The 17,700-nt window shown below is 40.3% G+C and carries 15 protein-coding genes; 14 read left to right on the forward strand and 1 reads right to left on the reverse strand.

Annotated features, from left to right (window positions below):
* Positions 1-99: 99 nt before the first annotated feature.
* From QZL88_RS03415 to QZL88_RS03480, 14 genes are all read left to right on the forward strand, one after another.
* A complete protein-coding gene (locus QZL88_RS03415) occupies positions 100-1,050 on the forward strand; it encodes a beta-ketoacyl synthase chain length factor (protein WP_296938626.1) in 951 nt (316 codons plus the stop codon).
* Entirely contained in the window at positions 1,044-1,736 is a 693-nt protein-coding gene (locus QZL88_RS03420) for a polysaccharide deacetylase family protein (protein WP_296938627.1), read from the forward strand. Before QZL88_RS03415 ends, QZL88_RS03420 begins: the two co-directional genes overlap by 7 nt.
* On the forward strand, positions 1,733-2,362 hold the full coding sequence (locus QZL88_RS03425; protein WP_296938628.1) for an outer membrane lipoprotein carrier protein LolA: 630 nt from the start codon (positions 1,733-1,735) through the stop codon (positions 2,360-2,362). Before QZL88_RS03420 ends, QZL88_RS03425 begins: the two co-directional genes overlap by 4 nt.
* Positions 2,337-2,885 (forward strand): hypothetical protein, encoded by a 549-nt coding sequence (locus QZL88_RS03430; protein WP_296938629.1) that lies wholly within the window; start codon positions 2,337-2,339, stop codon positions 2,883-2,885. Before QZL88_RS03425 ends, QZL88_RS03430 begins: the two co-directional genes overlap by 26 nt.
* Positions 2,872-3,255 carry a hydroxymyristoyl-ACP dehydratase gene (locus QZL88_RS03435; protein ID WP_291110713.1) on the forward strand — a complete coding sequence of 128 codons (384 nt, stop codon included), beginning with the start codon at positions 2,872-2,874 and terminating at the stop codon, positions 3,253-3,255. The genes QZL88_RS03430 and QZL88_RS03435 overlap by 14 nt, the downstream gene beginning before the upstream one ends.
* The gene (locus tag QZL88_RS03440) at positions 3,248-4,447 is read left to right on the forward strand and encodes a DUF2062 domain-containing protein (protein WP_296938630.1); all 1,200 of its coding nucleotides are present in this window, start codon (positions 3,248-3,250) and stop codon (positions 4,445-4,447) included. The genes QZL88_RS03435 and QZL88_RS03440 overlap by 8 nt, the downstream gene beginning before the upstream one ends.
* Positions 4,448-4,504: 57 nt before the next feature.
* Complete coding sequence (locus tag QZL88_RS03445; protein ID WP_296938631.1) at positions 4,505-4,918, forward strand: hypothetical protein; 414 nt, start codon at positions 4,505-4,507, stop codon at positions 4,916-4,918.
* 138 nt (positions 4,919-5,056) lie between these two features.
* Positions 5,057-8,917 carry a trifunctional MMPL family transporter/lysophospholipid acyltransferase/class I SAM-dependent methyltransferase gene (locus QZL88_RS03450; RefSeq protein ID WP_296938632.1) on the forward strand — a complete coding sequence of 1,287 codons (3,861 nt, stop codon included), beginning with the start codon at positions 5,057-5,059 and terminating at the stop codon, positions 8,915-8,917.
* A complete protein-coding gene (locus QZL88_RS03455; RefSeq protein WP_296938633.1) occupies positions 8,910-10,397 on the forward strand; it encodes an NAD(P)/FAD-dependent oxidoreductase in 1,488 nt (495 codons plus the stop codon). The genes QZL88_RS03450 and QZL88_RS03455 overlap by 8 nt, the downstream gene beginning before the upstream one ends.
* Entirely contained in the window at positions 10,390-12,054 is a 1,665-nt protein-coding gene (locus QZL88_RS03460; RefSeq protein WP_296938634.1) for a C45 family peptidase, read from the forward strand. Before QZL88_RS03455 ends, QZL88_RS03460 begins: the two co-directional genes overlap by 8 nt.
* A 525-nt stretch (positions 12,055-12,579) precedes the next feature.
* Positions 12,580-13,878, forward strand: a complete 1,299-nt coding sequence (locus QZL88_RS03465; protein WP_296938636.1) for an AMP-binding protein — start codon at positions 12,580-12,582, stop codon at positions 13,876-13,878.
* A gap of 65 nt (positions 13,879-13,943) precedes the next feature.
* Positions 13,944-14,528 (forward strand): hypothetical protein, encoded by a 585-nt coding sequence (locus QZL88_RS03470; protein ID WP_296938637.1) that lies wholly within the window; start codon positions 13,944-13,946, stop codon positions 14,526-14,528.
* Positions 14,529-14,647: 119 nt separating this feature from the next.
* Positions 14,648-16,021, forward strand: coding sequence for an aminopeptidase P family protein (locus QZL88_RS03475; RefSeq protein WP_296938638.1), 1,374 nt, complete (start codon positions 14,648-14,650; stop codon positions 16,019-16,021).
* 2 nt (positions 16,022-16,023) lie between these two features.
* On the forward strand, positions 16,024-16,926 hold the full coding sequence (locus QZL88_RS03480) for a DMT family transporter (protein WP_296938639.1): 903 nt from the start codon (positions 16,024-16,026) through the stop codon (positions 16,924-16,926).
* Positions 16,927-16,976: 50 nt separating this feature from the next.
* Here QZL88_RS03480 and QZL88_RS03485 read toward each other — a convergent pair whose 3' ends face one another.
* Positions 16,977-17,690, reverse strand: coding sequence for a response regulator transcription factor (locus QZL88_RS03485; protein ID WP_006801484.1), 714 nt, complete (start codon positions 17,688-17,690; stop codon positions 16,977-16,979).
* Between the last annotated feature and the right edge of the window lie 10 nt (positions 17,691-17,700).

The raw sequence follows: 17,700 nt of genomic DNA on the forward strand, positions 1-17,700 counted from the left end.
GGCAAAAGGAACACAAGCAATCTGTGATTGCGCGTAGTATAAATGCATCAAATAATTGAACATTAAAACATATCAATAAATAGTATACAATACTTAGTTATGAAAAGACCTTGTTATATAAACTCATTCGCATCTATCCACCCCGATGGTATTACCGGAGAAAGCGGGATGCTGCATGCGGTGGAGCCTGATTACAAGCACATCATAACCAACGCGAATATGCGCCGCCGTATGAGCCACATTGTAAGGATGGGTGTTGCGTGCGGATTGGTTTGTCTGGAACAAAGCGGGAACAAAAATATAGATGCCATTATTACAGCTACCGGACTTGGATGCCTGGCCGATACAGAAAAATTTCTGGATAATCTCATAGAAAATGAGGAGCAATTGCTGAATCCTTCGGCTTTTATACAATCTACATTCAATGTCATAGGCGCTCAGATCGCCCTGATTACAGGCTGCCATTCTTATAACAATACCTATGTGCACCGCGGCCTCAGCTTCGAAAGCGCCCTGATCGACGGCATGATGAGGATATGGGAAGGTGACAATCAGGTCCTGATCGGTGCTGCCGATGAAGTGTTACCCGCCGGGCATACTATCTTGAAAAGGCTGGGTATGCTCGATAATATTATATTGGGCGAAGGCTCCCAGTTTTTTACATTAGCGGCTGAAAAAGAATTATATACTGTTGCAGAACTGGCAGCTGTCAGGACATTTACAGGAAAGCTGTCTTCGGAGGAGATATTGCAAAAGATAAAGATATTCCTGGCAGAAAACAATCTGAATCCAGCAGATATACAACATCTTATCATAGGCAGAAATGGAAATACAACCGATGACCTGGTATATAATGTTGTGGAGCAATTATTCCCATCCACCTCATACTCGACATTCAAAGACATTTGCGGGGAATACCCGACCGCTTCGGCTTTCGGTATGTGGAAAGGATTAAATCGGTTGGAAAAATCCAGTGATATACAATACCTGCTTATCTACAACCATTATTACACGGTAAATCATTCATTGATATTATTGAAAAAATGCTGATTTTCATTTCATCCATAGCTGCTATACTGCTTATATTCCTTATCTATGCCTCTTACAGCATTCGGTCGGAAATATACTTAAAAGCATTATGCCGGAATGAAAAGAAAGGAAAAGTAGTAGCGCTCACATTTGACGACGGACCCGACAAAGAGCAGACGCCCAAAGTGCTTGATATTCTAAAAGAATATGATATCAAAGCTACTTTTTTTTGTATAGGCAGCAAGATTAAAGGGAATGAAAGTATCCTGTTAAGGATGAAAGACGAAGGCCATTCGATCGGTAATCATACTTTTAATCACTTTTTTTTGTTTCCTTTGTATGCGTCGCAACGGATGAAATCTGAGCTAAGCGATTGCGAAAAGACTATTGAGGAGGTAACAGGAGAAAGAACGATATTGTTTCGTCCGCCTTTCGGCATCACCAATCCAACTGTAGCAAAGGCTGTTAAAGCAATGGACTATATAACTATCGGCTGGAGTATCCGCTCTTTAGATACATGTAAGAAAGAGAAGACGGTATTGAAGAGAATAAAGCGAGGACTAAAGCCCGGAGCGGTCATTCTCTTACACGATCCATTACCACAGAGTGACAGCCTGTTACCAAAAATAATGGAACTTTTGAAAGAAAACGATTACACCATAGAGAGAGTAGATAAATTATTTGATATACCTAAAACAACGAAATGAAACGCATATATATTTGTTATTTACTTATTTTCATTAGTTTACCGCAGATAAACGCGCAGATGAAAAAGATGAAAGATGTGGAAGCCTTTAACAAACGTGTTCTCGCGGAGGCTGTATCAGTAAAAAGTATAGAAAGTGATTTTACTCAAATAAAGCATCTCGACCTGTTTAATGAAGATATAACTTCGAAAGGTAAATTCTATTACAGGCACAATGATAAAATAAGTCTCGATTATAGTTCCCCTACAAAATACCTGATTGTTATAAATGCCGATAAACTAAAGATAATTTCGGATGGTAAAAAAAATGTTGTGAACCTGAAATCGAATAAAGTCATGAGTGAAATGAGAAGTATGCTCGCCGCGTGTATGTCGGGCAATATTTCGCAGATCTCAGGTTATAACATGGAATACTTCGAAGATGCGAACTCCTACCTGATAAAAATAAAACCAACTAACAAATCCGTACAGGCGTATATCTCAGGCTTCGATATTTATATGGACAAAAAAGATATGTCGGTATCCAAATTGCGTATATCCGAGAATGCCACCGATTATACCGATTACCTGTTTCAGAACAAAAAGTTTAATACACTGACAGATGACAAAAAGTTTTCAGTTAATTAGTATCCTGTTGGTATGCCTTACTTTCGTCTCCTGTTCTAAGAATACATATCCGCTGAAAACAGGGCCTGCCCCTATTATATCCGTTGGGAATAAAGCACAGAAGTATAATATGACGTTGGATTTCGGAGGTAAACATTTCAATGGCATGCTTATCGCAAAAACAATGGAAGATGGCGAAATACGCATTGTCGCATCTACCATGTTCGGACTCAGTCTGTTCGATTTCGGAATGAAAGGTGAAAACTGGAATATTTACAGTTGTATAGAGCCTATGCGGAAAGACCGTGTACTGAAAATCTTTGAAACTGACTTCAAACTGTTATTTTTATCGGACAGGAACGTTAAAAAAATAGAAAAAACAAAAGAATATACTAAATTTGTAACAGGAGGAGGTATCTCCAAGGGGGTAATTTATGCCATACCTGAGACAGAAAACGATTCTGAGAAAATACAAATAAAGCACTCCTGGCTACGATTAACTATCGGACTGGAGAAAATGGGAGAAAACAATGTTATTGAATGATTTTTACGAAATAACCGATGTAATGAAAGGTGAGCCCGCTCATCGTTTAAGAGTGAAGCTGAATCCCTCGCATCGCATATATGAAGGACATTTCGCGGGACAACCAATAGTTCCGGGAGTATGCACATTACAAATCATAAAAGACTGCGCCGAAAAACTATCCGGTAAAGAGTATATGTACGCATATATATCCTCCTCAAAGTTCCTGTCATTGGTCGACCCCATGGTTAACGGCCTGATAGAGTTTAATATTTCGTTAAAAGATACAGACGATAACCGTATCTCCCTGTCCGCAGAAGGAAAATATCAAAACACAGATACCGTATTCATCAAAGTAAAAGCAACTTTGAAAGAGATTGAAAATGAATGAATCCGTAGATACTATAATATGGCAGGAGAAATTAAATAATCTCGGTATCGTTGTTATTATCCCTACATACAATAACGACAGGACTCTCCTATCCGTTATCGAAGGGGTAAAACAATACAGCAAACATATTATAGTGGTCAACGATGGCTCTACAGACACAACATCCGGAATACTGAAATCCATCCCCGGCATTCAGATCATTACCCACACAAAAAATAAGGGAAAAGGCTATGCTCTCAAAAATGGATTATCAGCAGCAAAAGAGCAGGGATTCAGATATGCAATAACGATAGACTCCGACGGACAGCACTACCCTGCCGATATACCTGCTTTCGCAAATGAAATAGAAATGCATCCTGATACGATGCTTGTGGGGGCACGGAATCTGACAGCCAATAACATGCCGGGTAAAAATACATTTGCCAATAAATTCTCGAACTTCTGGTTTCAACTGGAAACAGGCATAAAACTGGAAGACACACAATCCGGCTATCGCCTTTATCCGCTCCATCATATAGGAAAAATGAAGTATTGCACAGCCAAATACGAATTCGAACTGGAAATGATCGTATTTCTGGCATGGAAAGGTGTGAATGTAAAAAATATCCCTGTAAATGTATATTACCCGCCACAAGGCGAACGGGTATCGCACTTCCGACCGTTAAGGGATTTTACACGCATCAGCATACTGAATACAATACTTGTTATAGTCACCTTCTTGTGGATACTACCCTTGAAATTTTTCAGGAAACTGACATGGACAAATATCCGCGCTTTTATAGATAAGGAAATACTAAAGTCGAAAGATTCGAACAGAACTATGACACTATCCATTATGTTGGGGATTTTCATGGGAATTGTTCCCATATGGGGTTATCAGATGATTGTGACGGTTTTCTTTGCCCATTTTCTGAAACTGAACAAAGTAATTTCGCTGGTTGCATCCAATATCAGTATTCCCCCGATAATGCCGTTTCTTTTATATGGGAGCTATGCTACAGGCTGCTTTCTTACAAATAGCCCTGTATCGTTCGATGTCACCGATATTTCATTGGAAAAGATGAAAACGGTCTTGTTCCAGTATCTGACCGGCAGTATAGTTTTCGCTTTGGTTTGCAGCATGCTGGCAGGCATTATATCGGCAAGTTTACTGCTGATATTCCGAAAAAGGAAACGGGCTGTAGATGTTTAAGTAATCTAATGACATGTTTTAATGTATAGTGACTATCTTAATTTAAAATTGGTGACTTTGTCTCATTACTGTCGCGCCCTCCCGGGCTTGCCATCACTTTTGGCATTGCCCAAAAGTAAGCAAAAAGCTAGTGCTAAGTTCCTCGGCGACCTGTCAACAGCTTGCCGGCTGAAAGTGACAAACGGGCTGTCGCCCCGTCCCTTTCTACGCCGACTGCACTGGACAGGTGCCCGCCTGCGGAACCAATGCGCATCTGCTGACGCCATAGTAAGGCAAAGCCCCTTCGAGAATAAAATATGCGTCAGCCAGCGCCATAAGCTTCACGGACGGGCACCCGTCAGAAGAGAAAGGCTAAAAAACGAAAACGTGTTTGAGCTTATCCGACAATTCGGATTATACAAACCCCGGAGCGAGTTTTTTCGTTTAGCCGTCTCTACTGCTAACGGGTCGGCCTTTGAAGCGGGGCGCTAAAGTATTTTTGGTTCCTTTTGGGGATTTGGTCAAAAGGAACACAAGCAATCTGTGATTGCGCGTAGTAAAAATCACATAAAATAATAGAACATTTAAGCCTATCAATAAATGTTGTACAATACTTAACATAGAGTATAAATGAGTAACTTTTTCGTCAATCTATATAATTATTTCACCCGGCATAAGATAATCCTCTATTTGTCGCTGGTTGCAAGTATAGCCATTATGGGTTATTTTGCCCTGCAACTCAAATTCGAGGAAAATATCACCCAGTTCTTTCCTGATACCAAAAACGAACAAAACCTGAATACTGTTTTCGACAACCTGCGTATCAAGGACAAGATTATTGTCATGTTCTCGTTATCGGATAAGGAACAGGACAACGATACCGCAATATTGACAGAAAGCGCGACCTTATTCGCAGACAGCCTGTTAGCCCGGACACAAGGAACATATGTAAACAATATACTCCTCCGTATAGACGACAGCCTGAAAACCGAGATGCAGAATTTCGTCTATGACAATCTTCCGATCTTACTCAGCGACAGCGATTATCAGCGTATAGACTCCTTGTTTTCAAAAGAGAAAGTCGCATCGGTTATGCAACGGAACTATTCCAACCTGTTGTCCCCGGCCGGAGGCTTTCTCAAAGAATACATTATGAGAGACCCTCTCGGCCTTGGAGGAAACGCACTGAAACGCCTGCAAGACTTCCAACTGGATAGTAATTTCGAGCAACAAGACGGATACATTTTCACCAAAGACGGCTCCATGTTGCTGTTGTTCATTACTCCTACATACAGTATGGGAAGTACGGGGGAAAACGACAAACTAATTTCGGCCATAGAAAAAGAAATAGCCGCCATTAACAAAGACTATCCGTCAGTGAAAGCCGAATACTACGGTGGTCCTTCTGTCGGTGTATATAATGCCCGTCAGATAAAAGAAGACTCCATACTGACAATCACTCTGGCACTGGTTATAATCATTGTTTTCATTCTATTGGCCTTCAGGCAAAAGAGAACGATCTTTCAGATCATCACCCCGACTATCTTCGGAGGATTGTTCGCCCTCTTTATGATTTCACTATTGAAAGGCAGTATTTCGTCTATAGCCGTCGGTTCCGGTTCCATAATCATGGGTGTCGCCCTCAGTTATTCCATACATATGGTCGTACACCAGAGCCACGTGGCCTCTGTGGCACAACTGATAAAGGAACTCACCTACCCTCTTACCGTCGGTAGTTTTACAACAATCGGCGCATTCTTAGGATTACTTTTCACCAGTTCGGAATTATTACGTGACTTCGGGCTTTTCGCATCCATGACGCTGATAGGTACAATTATCTTCTGCCTCATATACCTGCCTCACTTCCTCGACGGGAGGGTTCATCAGAAAAGAAGCGCATTGCTCCGCTTTATAGAGCGCTTCAATGCTTACCGTTTCGATAAAAACAAATGGCTTGTGGGCGGCATCTTAATATTAACGGTCATTTGTGTATTTACTTCACGAAATGTAGGTTTCGATGCCGATATGATGCATATGAATTATGAACCGGAACATTTGAAAGAAGCTGAACAGAAATTGGCGGAGATCGTAGATAACGATAAGAAAAATATCCTGTTTGTAAGTGTAGGTAAAAATACAGATGAAACAATACAAAACTATAATGCGACCAATAAAAAATTATCAGTACTAAAAGAGCAAGGCCTGATCAAAAACTTTGCATCTGCTGATTACTTCCTTATCCCCGAAGGTATCCGGCAAGAACGTCTGCAAAAATGGAATAATTACTGGACTGCCGAAAAGAAAGAATATTTGAAAACAACGCTGAAAAGCGAGTCCGCAGCATATAATTTTCGTCAGGATGCTTTTGCCCCATTCTACAAATGGATAGATTCTGACTTTACCCTGCATAAAGATATTACAGAGACAAACCGGATATTAAACGACTGGCAAACTAATGTGCCGGGCCTTACCCTGCTCATTTCACAAGTGCAGCTCGATGATAAAAATAAGGAAGAAGTATATCAACACTTCAATAATGGCAATGAAGTTGTGATTTTAGACCGCTCCTTCTTTACAAAGAAGTGGGTATCTGCTATCAATGATGACTTTTATCTGATATTATTCATTTCATCATTCCTCATTTTCATCACTTTACTGATATCTTACGGACGTATCGAATTGACACTGATCAGTTTCTCCCCGATGTTTATCAGCTGGATTATCATTATCGGCATCATGGGGATATCCGGGATGGAATTCAATATCATCAATATCATCCTGTCCACTTTCATATTTGGTATCGGGGACGATTTCAGTATATTTATTATGGACGGTTTACAGAATAAATACCGGACAAATAAGCCTGCGCTGAACGGACATAAAACAGCCATCTTCTTTTCGGCTTTCACCATTATTGTAGGAATGGGAGCCTTGATTTTCGCACAGCATCCCGCCTTGCAGTCTATCTCGTTGATGTCTATCCTCGGAATGATAGTTGTGGTTTTGGTTTCGTACACTATCCCTCCTGTTATCTTCCGCATCTTTATGTCTTCGCAGACAACAAAAGGGCTACCGCCATATACACTGGCCTCTATTTTGATAACTGCCTTTATATACGGGCTATTCCTTGCCGGGTGCCTGTTCCTCCGCATAACGATTTTACTATTATATCTCGTTCCTGTAAAGAGGAGGAAAAAACGACAATTCATGTGCTACCTGATAATGCTCAACTGCCGCTTCATTTGCTTTGCTGGATTTATATTGAAAAAAAAGAGAGTAAATGTCGATGGTGAAACATTTAAGAAACCTGCCATTATCATAGCCAACCACCAGTCTTTCCTCGATATACTTCTGCTTCTTACGCTCCATCCTAAAATGGTGATGGTCACAAACGAATGGGTATGGAGGTCTCCGTTCTTCGGCGCAGTAATCAGGTATGCAGGCTATTTTTATACAGGCGAAGGATATGAAAATTCGGTGTCGCACATCAAAGAACGTATCGATGAAGGATACTCAGTTGTCATATTCCCTGAAGGCACACGTTCATACGATGGTAGATTGAAGCGTTTCCACAAAGGTGCGTTCTATCTATCCGAGACACTGAAACTGGATATAATCCCTATTGTATTATATGGCACAGGGATGGTTATTTCAAAATCGCAGCCATTCTATCTGAAACGGGGAATAATAGCGACTAAAATCCTGCCCCGCATTACTTATGAAGACCGCTCGTTTGGAAACACGTATAAAGAAAGGACAAAAAAGATAGCTTCTCTTTTTTCCACAGAATATGCTAAGGTTTGTGCCGAATATAATACGGCCATCAATCCATATTTCTATCATATGCTGGTAAAGAACTACATCTATAAAGGTCCGGTGATGGAATGGTATGTACGCATAAAGGTGAAAATGGAAAAAAGCTATAAGATATTCGACGAACTGATACCTGAAAGGGGGCAAATCACAGATATCGGTTGCGGATACGGTACTTTAGGATATATGCTTACCATGCTATCGCCCGACAGGCAGGTATTAGGCTTAGACTATGATGAAGATAAAGCCGAAGTCGCCCGGTACGGATATTTACATAATGAGAATACCTCTTTTGTATATGCCGACGCATTGGAATATCCGCTACCCGAAAGCGATATGTTTGTATTGAATGACATGTTACACTATATGGATAGCCGGAAACAGGAATCGTTATTAAAAAAATGCATACAGAATCTTCGTGACAACGGGTTGATTATCGTTCGTGACGGGGATAGCCGGGATAAGCAAAAACAAAGACTGACAAAGTTATCGGAGATATTCTCTACCCGTATATTTGGTTTTAATAAAACAAAAGAAGAACTTTGTTTTACTTCGGCTGAGAAACTGTATGAAATAGCTGAGACTTGCAATATGACTGTAGAGAGCTTCAAAAACGATAAATATACGTCTAATACTATTTTTATATTTAAGAAGAAAGAAGAGAAAACAAATGGGTAAATACGATATCATTATAGCGGGGAGCGGATTGGGCGGCCTCGAATGCGCTGCCATCCTGAGCAAAGAGGGATACAACGTATGCGTGCTTGAAAAGAACGTGCTATTCGGAGGATGCCTGCAAACATACATCCGGAAAGGGCGTCAATTCGATACGGGAATCCATTATATAGGCAGTCTGGACGAGGGACAGATAATGAACCAGTATTTCAAATACTTCGGTATAATGGATAAACTGAATATAAAACGTCTCGACACCGATTCTTTCGATACTATATTCTATAAAGATAAAGTATATAACTACGCGGTTGGCCACGACCATTTTGCCGATACACTGGCTCAGTCTTTTCCACATGAACGGGTAAACCTGAAAAAATATACCTCTATCCTCCAAGATGTAGGAAGACTGATCGATATAGACAACCTGAAAAAAGGGAGTATTGCACAAAACGGCATGAAATATTTTTATGCGTCGGCTACTCAGATGATAGCAGATACGGTTAAGGATGAAACACTGAGGAGTGTTTTAGCCGCTACATCCATGCTGTATGGAGGAATAAAAAACAGTTCTACCTTCTACCATCATGCGATGACCAATAACTCGTATATCGAAAGTCCGTACCGTTTCATAGACGGAACCATGCAGATAGCCGAACGGCTGATAGACGTTATCCGGGCGAATGGAGGTACCGTATTGAACAATAAGGAAGTTACCCGCCTGATAGTAACGGACAATCAGGTAACGGCCGCAGAAGTAAACAATGAAGAAATATTTGAGGCCGATCATTTTATCTCCAATATCCACCCCAAACGCACATTGGAGATACTGGAAAAGAGCCGCTATATAAAAAACGCTTATATATCCCGCATCAATGCTTTGCCTAATTCATTCGGAGTCTTCACAACGTATCTGGTGATGAAGCCGGATTCTCAGCCTTATATCAACAGTAATTATTATGTGCATGGAACTGATAATGTATGGTATAATGACGATTCGTCCCGGGATAAGATCAACAATGCCCTGCTCTGCTTCCAATGCAACAGCAATAGTGACTATACGGATATAATCTCGGTATTGACACCAATGTATATGTCGGAACTGAAAGAGTGGGAAAATACCACTGTGGGCAAGCGGGGGGATGATTACATCGCTTTCAAGAAAGCCTATTCAAACAAAGTACTTGAGTTTCTGAAAGGCAAAGGATTCGATTTCTCCGGTAAGATAGAAAGCATATATAGCACCACACCGTTAAGTTACCGTGACTATACGGGAACGCCTTACGGCTCGGCATACGGTATAGTAAAAGATTGTAAGTTTCCCGAATTAGGTTTTATTTCCACAAAAACGAAACTGAAAAACCTTTACTTTACAGGCCAGAATATGAATGTACATGGTGCTCTGGGGGTAACGCTCACATCCATGTTCACTTGCGCCGACTTTGTAGGTCAGGAATATTTAGCTAAAAAAGTAGGGAATGCATAAATTGCTGAAAAAGGGTCTGAAGGCCGGATTATATGTGCTGCTGATATTCATTCTCGCTTTTGGCGGAATTATCGGCTACATGTATTTTTCAGCGGATATGTGCGTGCCCGAAATAGCGGAAGAAGTTCCCCGCTACAAACTGACAGAAGAACCTGATTACCGTCAGTGGGGTGATAATTATCTTCGCAAGAGTGAAAGCGGATTGTGGGAACTGAAAGTCTCCGGCAATGATTACCAGCGGGGCATCGCTATAGGAGAGATGTCGAAAGACCTGCTATATTATCAGGAAAAAGTATTTGTAGACCAGATAAAGGTACTTGTCCCATCCGAAAATCACTTACGATTTCTTGGCTTCTTCACCATCCTGTACAACCGTAATCTGGGAAAGAACATACCGGAGGAATACAGGCGTGAAATTTACGGGATATCCCACTCCTGCTCCGATGAATTCAGCTATATCGGCACTCCCTACGAAAGACAGTTAAATTACCATGCCGCACATGATTTAGGACACGCCATGCAAGACTATATGCTCGTAGGATGCAGTTCCTTTGCTACATGGGGTACAGCAAGCGCCGATTCAACATTGGTAATCGGCCGCAATTTCGATTTTTATGTAGGGGATGATTTTGCAAAAAATAAAGAAGTGCAGTTCTATGATCCCGAGAAGGGTTATAAATTCGTATCTGTAGCCTGGCCGGGGATGACCGGCGTATTATCGGGAATGAACGAAGAAGGGCTGACAGTTACAATTAACGCTGCAAAATCTTCGATGCCTACATCCGCTAAAACACCGATATCCATCCTTACTAGGGAGATATTGCAATATGCGTCTACAATTGAGGAGGCATATGAGATTGCGAAAAAAAGAGAGACTTTCGTATCCGAATCTATCCTTATAGGTTCAGCCAAAGACAAGAAAGCAGCCATTATAGAAAAATCACCTGATAAGATAGGTTTATTCACTACCGATGGAGAACAAATTATATGTACCAATCATTTCCAATCAGAAGTATTCGCCAAGGACGAACGGAATCTTGAAAATATCCGTACAACAGACAGCCAATACCGTTTCGGGCGATTGACAGAGCTCCTCGATAAAAACAAACCTTTAGATGTGAAAAAAGCCGCCTCTATCCTTCGCGACACAAAAGGATCGGGAGATAAAGAAATAGGACTGACAAACGAAATGGCAATCAACCAGTTTATCGCGCACCATTCGGTCATATTCAAACCCGAACAGCGAATAATATGGGTATCTACCCACCCTTGGCAGATGGGTAAATATGTGGCCTATGACCTGAATAAGATATTCGGGGAAGATACGGATTTCAGAAAAGAGATATATTCTACGGAATATACTATTCCCGAAGATTCCCTGATACATGGCGATATGTTCAACAATCTCTTGACATATAAAGAACTGACGAAAGATATAAAAGCTAAGATAAAAGAGAAGAGTTCTATATCTTCCGACAGATTAAACAAATACGAAGCCTCTAATCCCGAATATTATCATATGTACGAAATAGTGGGGGATTATTACATGTCGCAAGGAGAAAAACAAAAAGCAAAAGAATACTGGCAAAAAGCATTGACAAAAGAAGTACCGAAGGTTTCTGAAAAGGAATGGATAGAGAAAAAGATTCGGTTTTAGGCCCATTTATTAAATAATTGGTTTATTTTATTCAAGTTATTTTATCTATACTATTTTTAATGTGCCAATGTTTTAATGTGCCGATATGCCAATGTGGGAATTAGCAAATATGTGTAAAAACTGTAAAGTTTGTCAGGTTTTGAATTTTATATAGTGATAGACCTTGTGCTGTCCAGTATGAAACAAACGGGCAAGCACAAGGGATTTTTATCATAAAAAATAGATGGATAATTTAGAAGAAGTAGTAAAATATGACAAATAAAAATATGTGTAAAAAGTGTCAGATGTGTCAGGTTTTAACAATATATTGTGAATATAGACTAAAATAATATAGGTTTCGAAAGATGTATTGTTAATTTTGAATTGAAGATTATGATCAGAGTTTTTCAGTGTAACAAAAAGTTTTTTACCACGAAGGACACTAAGATTTACACTAAGGACACAAAGATTAAGAATGGAGATACAAAGTTGTAAAGTTTGTAAAGTTTTAACTATATATGGTGAATATAAAAAAATAACAACCCTATGGAAAAACACCCCGATATACAATTTCAGCCTGCTATCAAAATCAAAGAATATCAGGAAACGAAATTACAGGCTGCTCTGCAATACCTAAAAGAACACTCCGCTTTTTATCAAAGGATGTTTGAAGAACAGAATATTGATATAAATGAGATCAAAACAATTGAAGATCTACGGAAACTGCCTGTTACCACAAAAGATGATTTACAAAGATACAGTGAAGATTTTATCTGTGTAGAGAAATCTCGAATTATCGACTATGTAACTACATCGGGGACTCTGGGAGATCCCATCACATTTGTCCTCACCGACAAAGACCTCGACCGCCTTGCCTATAACGAATACCTGTCTTTTACTACCGCCGGATTTACCAAAGAAGACATCATGCAGTTGATGACAACTATAGACCGCCGTTTCATGGCCGGACTGGCTTATTTTCTTGGAGCGCGCGAACTAGGTATGGGTGTAGCCCGTGTAGGAAACGGGATACCCGAACTTCAATGGGATACAATAGAACGGATACATCCAACCTGCGGGATAGCAGTACCTTCATTTCTTATTAAACTGATAGACTTTGCCGAAAAAAATAAAATCGATTACAACAACAGTTCCATCAAAAAATGCCTTTGCATAGGGGAATCTTTACGCAAAGAGAACTTCGAACTGAATACTCTGGGCAGACGTATTCAGGAAAAATGGAGTTCCCTGCAATTATATTCCACATATGCCTCTACCGAAATGCAGGCATCATTCACAGAATGCGACCGCTTTTGCGGCGGCCACCTACAGCCTGAACTGATTATCGTGGAATTTCTGGACGACAACGACAATCCTGTCGGAGAAGGTGAGTCGGGAGAAGTTACCATTACTACATTGGGCGTGGAAGGGATGCCCCTCCTGCGCTTCAAGACAGGAGATGTTTGCTATCACTATACCGAGCCTTGCACTTGTGGCAGAAATACCATACGCCTGAGCAGCGTATTGGGACGTAGGGGACAGATGATAAAATATAAGGGAACCACATTATATCCACCTGCTTTATTCGATATACTGGACAATGTACCGCATATCAAAAACTATGTAGTTGAAGTATTTACCAACGATCTGGGAACAGATGAAATATTAGTGCGGGTAGGCTGTGACGAAGACAGAAGTGACGCTTTTATAAAGGAGATCAAAGACCTGTTCAGATCGAAGGTAAGAGTTGCCCCGAATATAAGTTTCGAGTCTCCTGAATATATCGCACAGATTCAGACTCCACCCATGAGTCGGAAAGCTATTAAATTTATAGATTTACGGTAATTCTTTTGATAAGAAAAGGCTTTTTCTTACATTTGGTATAAAATCACTAATAAAATCTTATTTATATGAAAAAATTAGTTCTACTTATTGCACTACTGGTTAGTGTTGGCGGTTTTGCTCAGAAAAAAGAGCTTTTAAAAGACATTGAAGCCATCAATTTTTATGGAGTAGACTTTTCCCATGCGAAAGTATATGGTGCAAAAGAATCCGGCGAACATTTCAAATATGCATTTCAGGATATCAACAATCTTTTTGTAACAGAAGCGCGTAAATACGACGTCGCTAAATATTTAAAAAGACGAGTTCTGGGTGTCTATATTGATGATGTTAAAGCTCGTATATCAGACCTTAAAGCCGATGACATTTTCACTACAGATGCCGCATGTCAACTGGAAGACAATACAATAAAAGATATTGTAAAATCCCTTTCGGTGAAAGAGAGTGATGGTACGGGAGTAATCATCATAGCCGAAAGATTAAGTAAGGCGAAAAACAGAGGATACTTCGATGTTGTATTTTTTGATATAAAAACCCGTAATATCATTGATAGCTGGAAAGCCGATGGTAAAGCACAGGGATTCGGCCTTCGCAATTTCTGGGCGCACTCGGTACGTGAAGTTCTGAAATTCAGTGAATCTGCATTGAAATAAGAATACTGTACTTGTATCAGAACCTCTTTGTTTATATAAATAAAACCTAATTAATAACGATTTAAATCTTTCGGATAATAATCCTGAAAGATTTAAGTCGTTTATAAAATAATAATACTATGTTTTCAAAAGAAACCTACATCAACCGCCGCAACCAATTGAAAAAAGCAATAGGTTCAGGTATTCTCCTATTTCTCGGAAACGACGAATCCGGAATGAATTATGAAGATAATACCTATCCTTTCCGTCAGGATTCCACGTTCCTTTATTTCTTCGGGCTGCCGTATGCCGGACTAGCTGCCGTTATTAATATAGACGAAGACAAGGAGATCATTTTCGGAGACGAACTTACTATCGACCAGATAGTATGGATGGGGACGCAACCTACATTGAAAGAAAAGAGTGAAAGAGTCGGGGTTGCTAATACCCAGCCTTATTCTTCTTTAGGCGATTATCTGTCAAAAGCTGCGACTAAAGGACAGAAAGTGCATTACCTGCCAACTTACAGGGCGGAGCATAGACTCAGACTAATGGACTGGACGGGTCTTAAACCTGTACAACAAGAGGCCTCCCTCCCATTTATTCAGGGTGTGGTAAATCAACGTATCTATAAATCGGAAGAAGAAATCGCCGAAATAGAAAGGGCATGTGATATTACAGCCGATATGCACATTACCGCTATAAAGAAAGTTCGTGTAGGGATGAAAGAATATGAAGTGATGGCCGCATTGGAAGAAGTGGCCTATGCTGCCGGAGGCAGGCTCTCCTTCCCTACTATAGCCACAGTAAACGGACAAACGCTGCATAATCATTATCACGGAAATACAGTAAAAGAAGGCGACATGTTCCTGATCGATGCCGGAGCAGAAACCGAAATGGGTTATGCAGGCGATATGTCGTCTACCATACCTGCCGGGAAGAAATTCTCGTCCCGCCAGAAAGATGTATATGATATTCAGGTAGCTTCACATATTGCATCAGTAGAAGCATTACGGCCGGGCATTCCATTCAAAGAAGTGTATGAACTTTCAGCAAAGGTTATTTGCGAAGGGATGAAATCACTAGGCCTGATGAAAGGTGATATGGACGAAGCTGTACAGGCTGGTGCTCATGCAATGTTTTTTCAGTGTGGGCTGGGACATATGATGGGACTGGATGTACATGATATGGAAAATCTGGGTGAAGTTTGGGTCGGTTACAACGGAGAGCCCAAAAGTACGCAATTCGGACGAAAATCGTTGCGATTGGGGCGAAAACTGGAACCGGGTTTTGTACTTACTATCGAGCCGGGAGTTTACTTTATACCCGAACTGATAGACTTATGGAAAGGTGAAAAGAAATTTGAAGAATTCATCAATTACGATAAATTGGAGGCATACAGGGACTTTGGCGGATTGCGTAACGAAGAAGACTTCCTTATTACAGAAACAGGTTCCCGCAGGTTAGGTAAAAAGATACCATTGACTACCGAAGAAGTAGAAGCATTAAGATAACGATGCAGGACAACAATAAAGCGCTTATTTATGGCAGTATTGCTGTATTAAGCTGGTCTACAGTAGCTACGATGTTTAAAATGGCGCTGAAGTATTTTTCTCATTTCGAGATGCTTTTGGTTGCCAGTTTTACAGCATTGCTCATATTCAGCATAGCAATGACTATACTGAAAAAATGGACTGATCTGCAAACCCTCCCTGCTAAGCAGTGGGGATGGTTTGCATTGGTCGGCTTATTGAATCCCGTGGCTTATTATCTGGTTCTTTTCAAATCGTATGCTTTATTGCCTGCGCAAGTGGCACAACCGATAAACTATGCCTGGCCGATTGTATTACTCGTTTTGCTCGCTATTATTGCCCGCCAGCCAATACCCAAGATGAAGTATATTGGCATGGCACTGTCTCTCGGAGGAGTAGCTCTTATATCGTTGGGTTCGGGTGGTATAAGCGGACAGAGTTTACCTATTGCCGGATTACTTCTTGCTTTCTTAAGTGCATTTTTGTGGGCAACCTATTGGATAGTAAACAATCAGAATAAAAAAGTGGATGGAATAGTCGCATTGTTCCTCAGCTTCCTGTTTGGGTCGGTATATTTGTTGATCGGAGCCTTGTTTGTTGGAGTCAATCTGAATTCTGTACCCGGAATATTATCCAGTATCTATGTAGGCGCTTTTGAGATGGGGATACCATTTATATTTTTCGGGCTGGCTATCAGGAAAACGAATAATCCGGCTTTGGTGAATCAGATGTGCTATCTATCGCCGTTTATTTCCCTTTTCCTTATCCATCTGGTATTAGGAGAGCAAATATACGTGACTACATATCTGGGATTATTCCTCATCGTGTTTGGTATCGTATTCAATGAGTATCTGACAAAATACTTCCGTAAAAAGGCTATTGACTAAATAAAAAAAGCCGGTATCAACCGGCTTTTTACACTATATTCGGACTGATATTATTCAGCGCCTTCTTCTTCATTCACAGGGGCAATCAGTTTATAACCTTTACCGTGGATATTGATAATCTCAATACTTGGATCCGGTTTCAACAGCTTACGCAATTTTGTGATATATACGTCCATACTACGTGCATTGAAGTAGTTATCATCCACCCAGATTTGTTTCAAGGCATGATTTCTTTCCAATATGTCGTTAGCATGAGCACACAACAAAGCTAATAGTTCTGCTTCTTTGGTAGTCAGTTTAGTACTTTCACCATTAATAGTTAGAATCTGCTTTTGAGTGTCAAAGTTCATATTACCGAATTGGTAAACCTGTTGTTCTTTACTTCTCTTTCCTTTTACACGACGGAAGATAGCCTCGATACGAAGAACAAGTTCTTCCATGCTGAACGGCTTTGTAATATAGTCGTCAGCTCCGGCCTTAAAGCCTTCAAGGATATCATCCTTCATATTCTTAGCAGTTAAGAATATGATCGGAATTTCTGTATTGATTGCTCTGATTTCTTTTACCAGAGTGATACCGTCTTTTTTAGGCATCATCACATCCAGAATACACAGGTCGTATTTTTCTTTTACAAACCCTTTGTATCCAACTTCTCCGTCAATGTAAAGGTCAGTGTCGTAACCTTTTGCCTGAAGATACTCTCTCAGCAGCATACCGAGATTCTCATCATCTTCACATAAAAATAATTTCAATTTTTCTTCCATAACTTACTTA

Origin of the sequence: uncultured Dysgonomonas sp. (assembly GCF_900079725.1) — a bacterium.
Classification (GTDB): Bacteria; Bacteroidota; Bacteroidia; order Bacteroidales; family Dysgonomonadaceae; genus Dysgonomonas.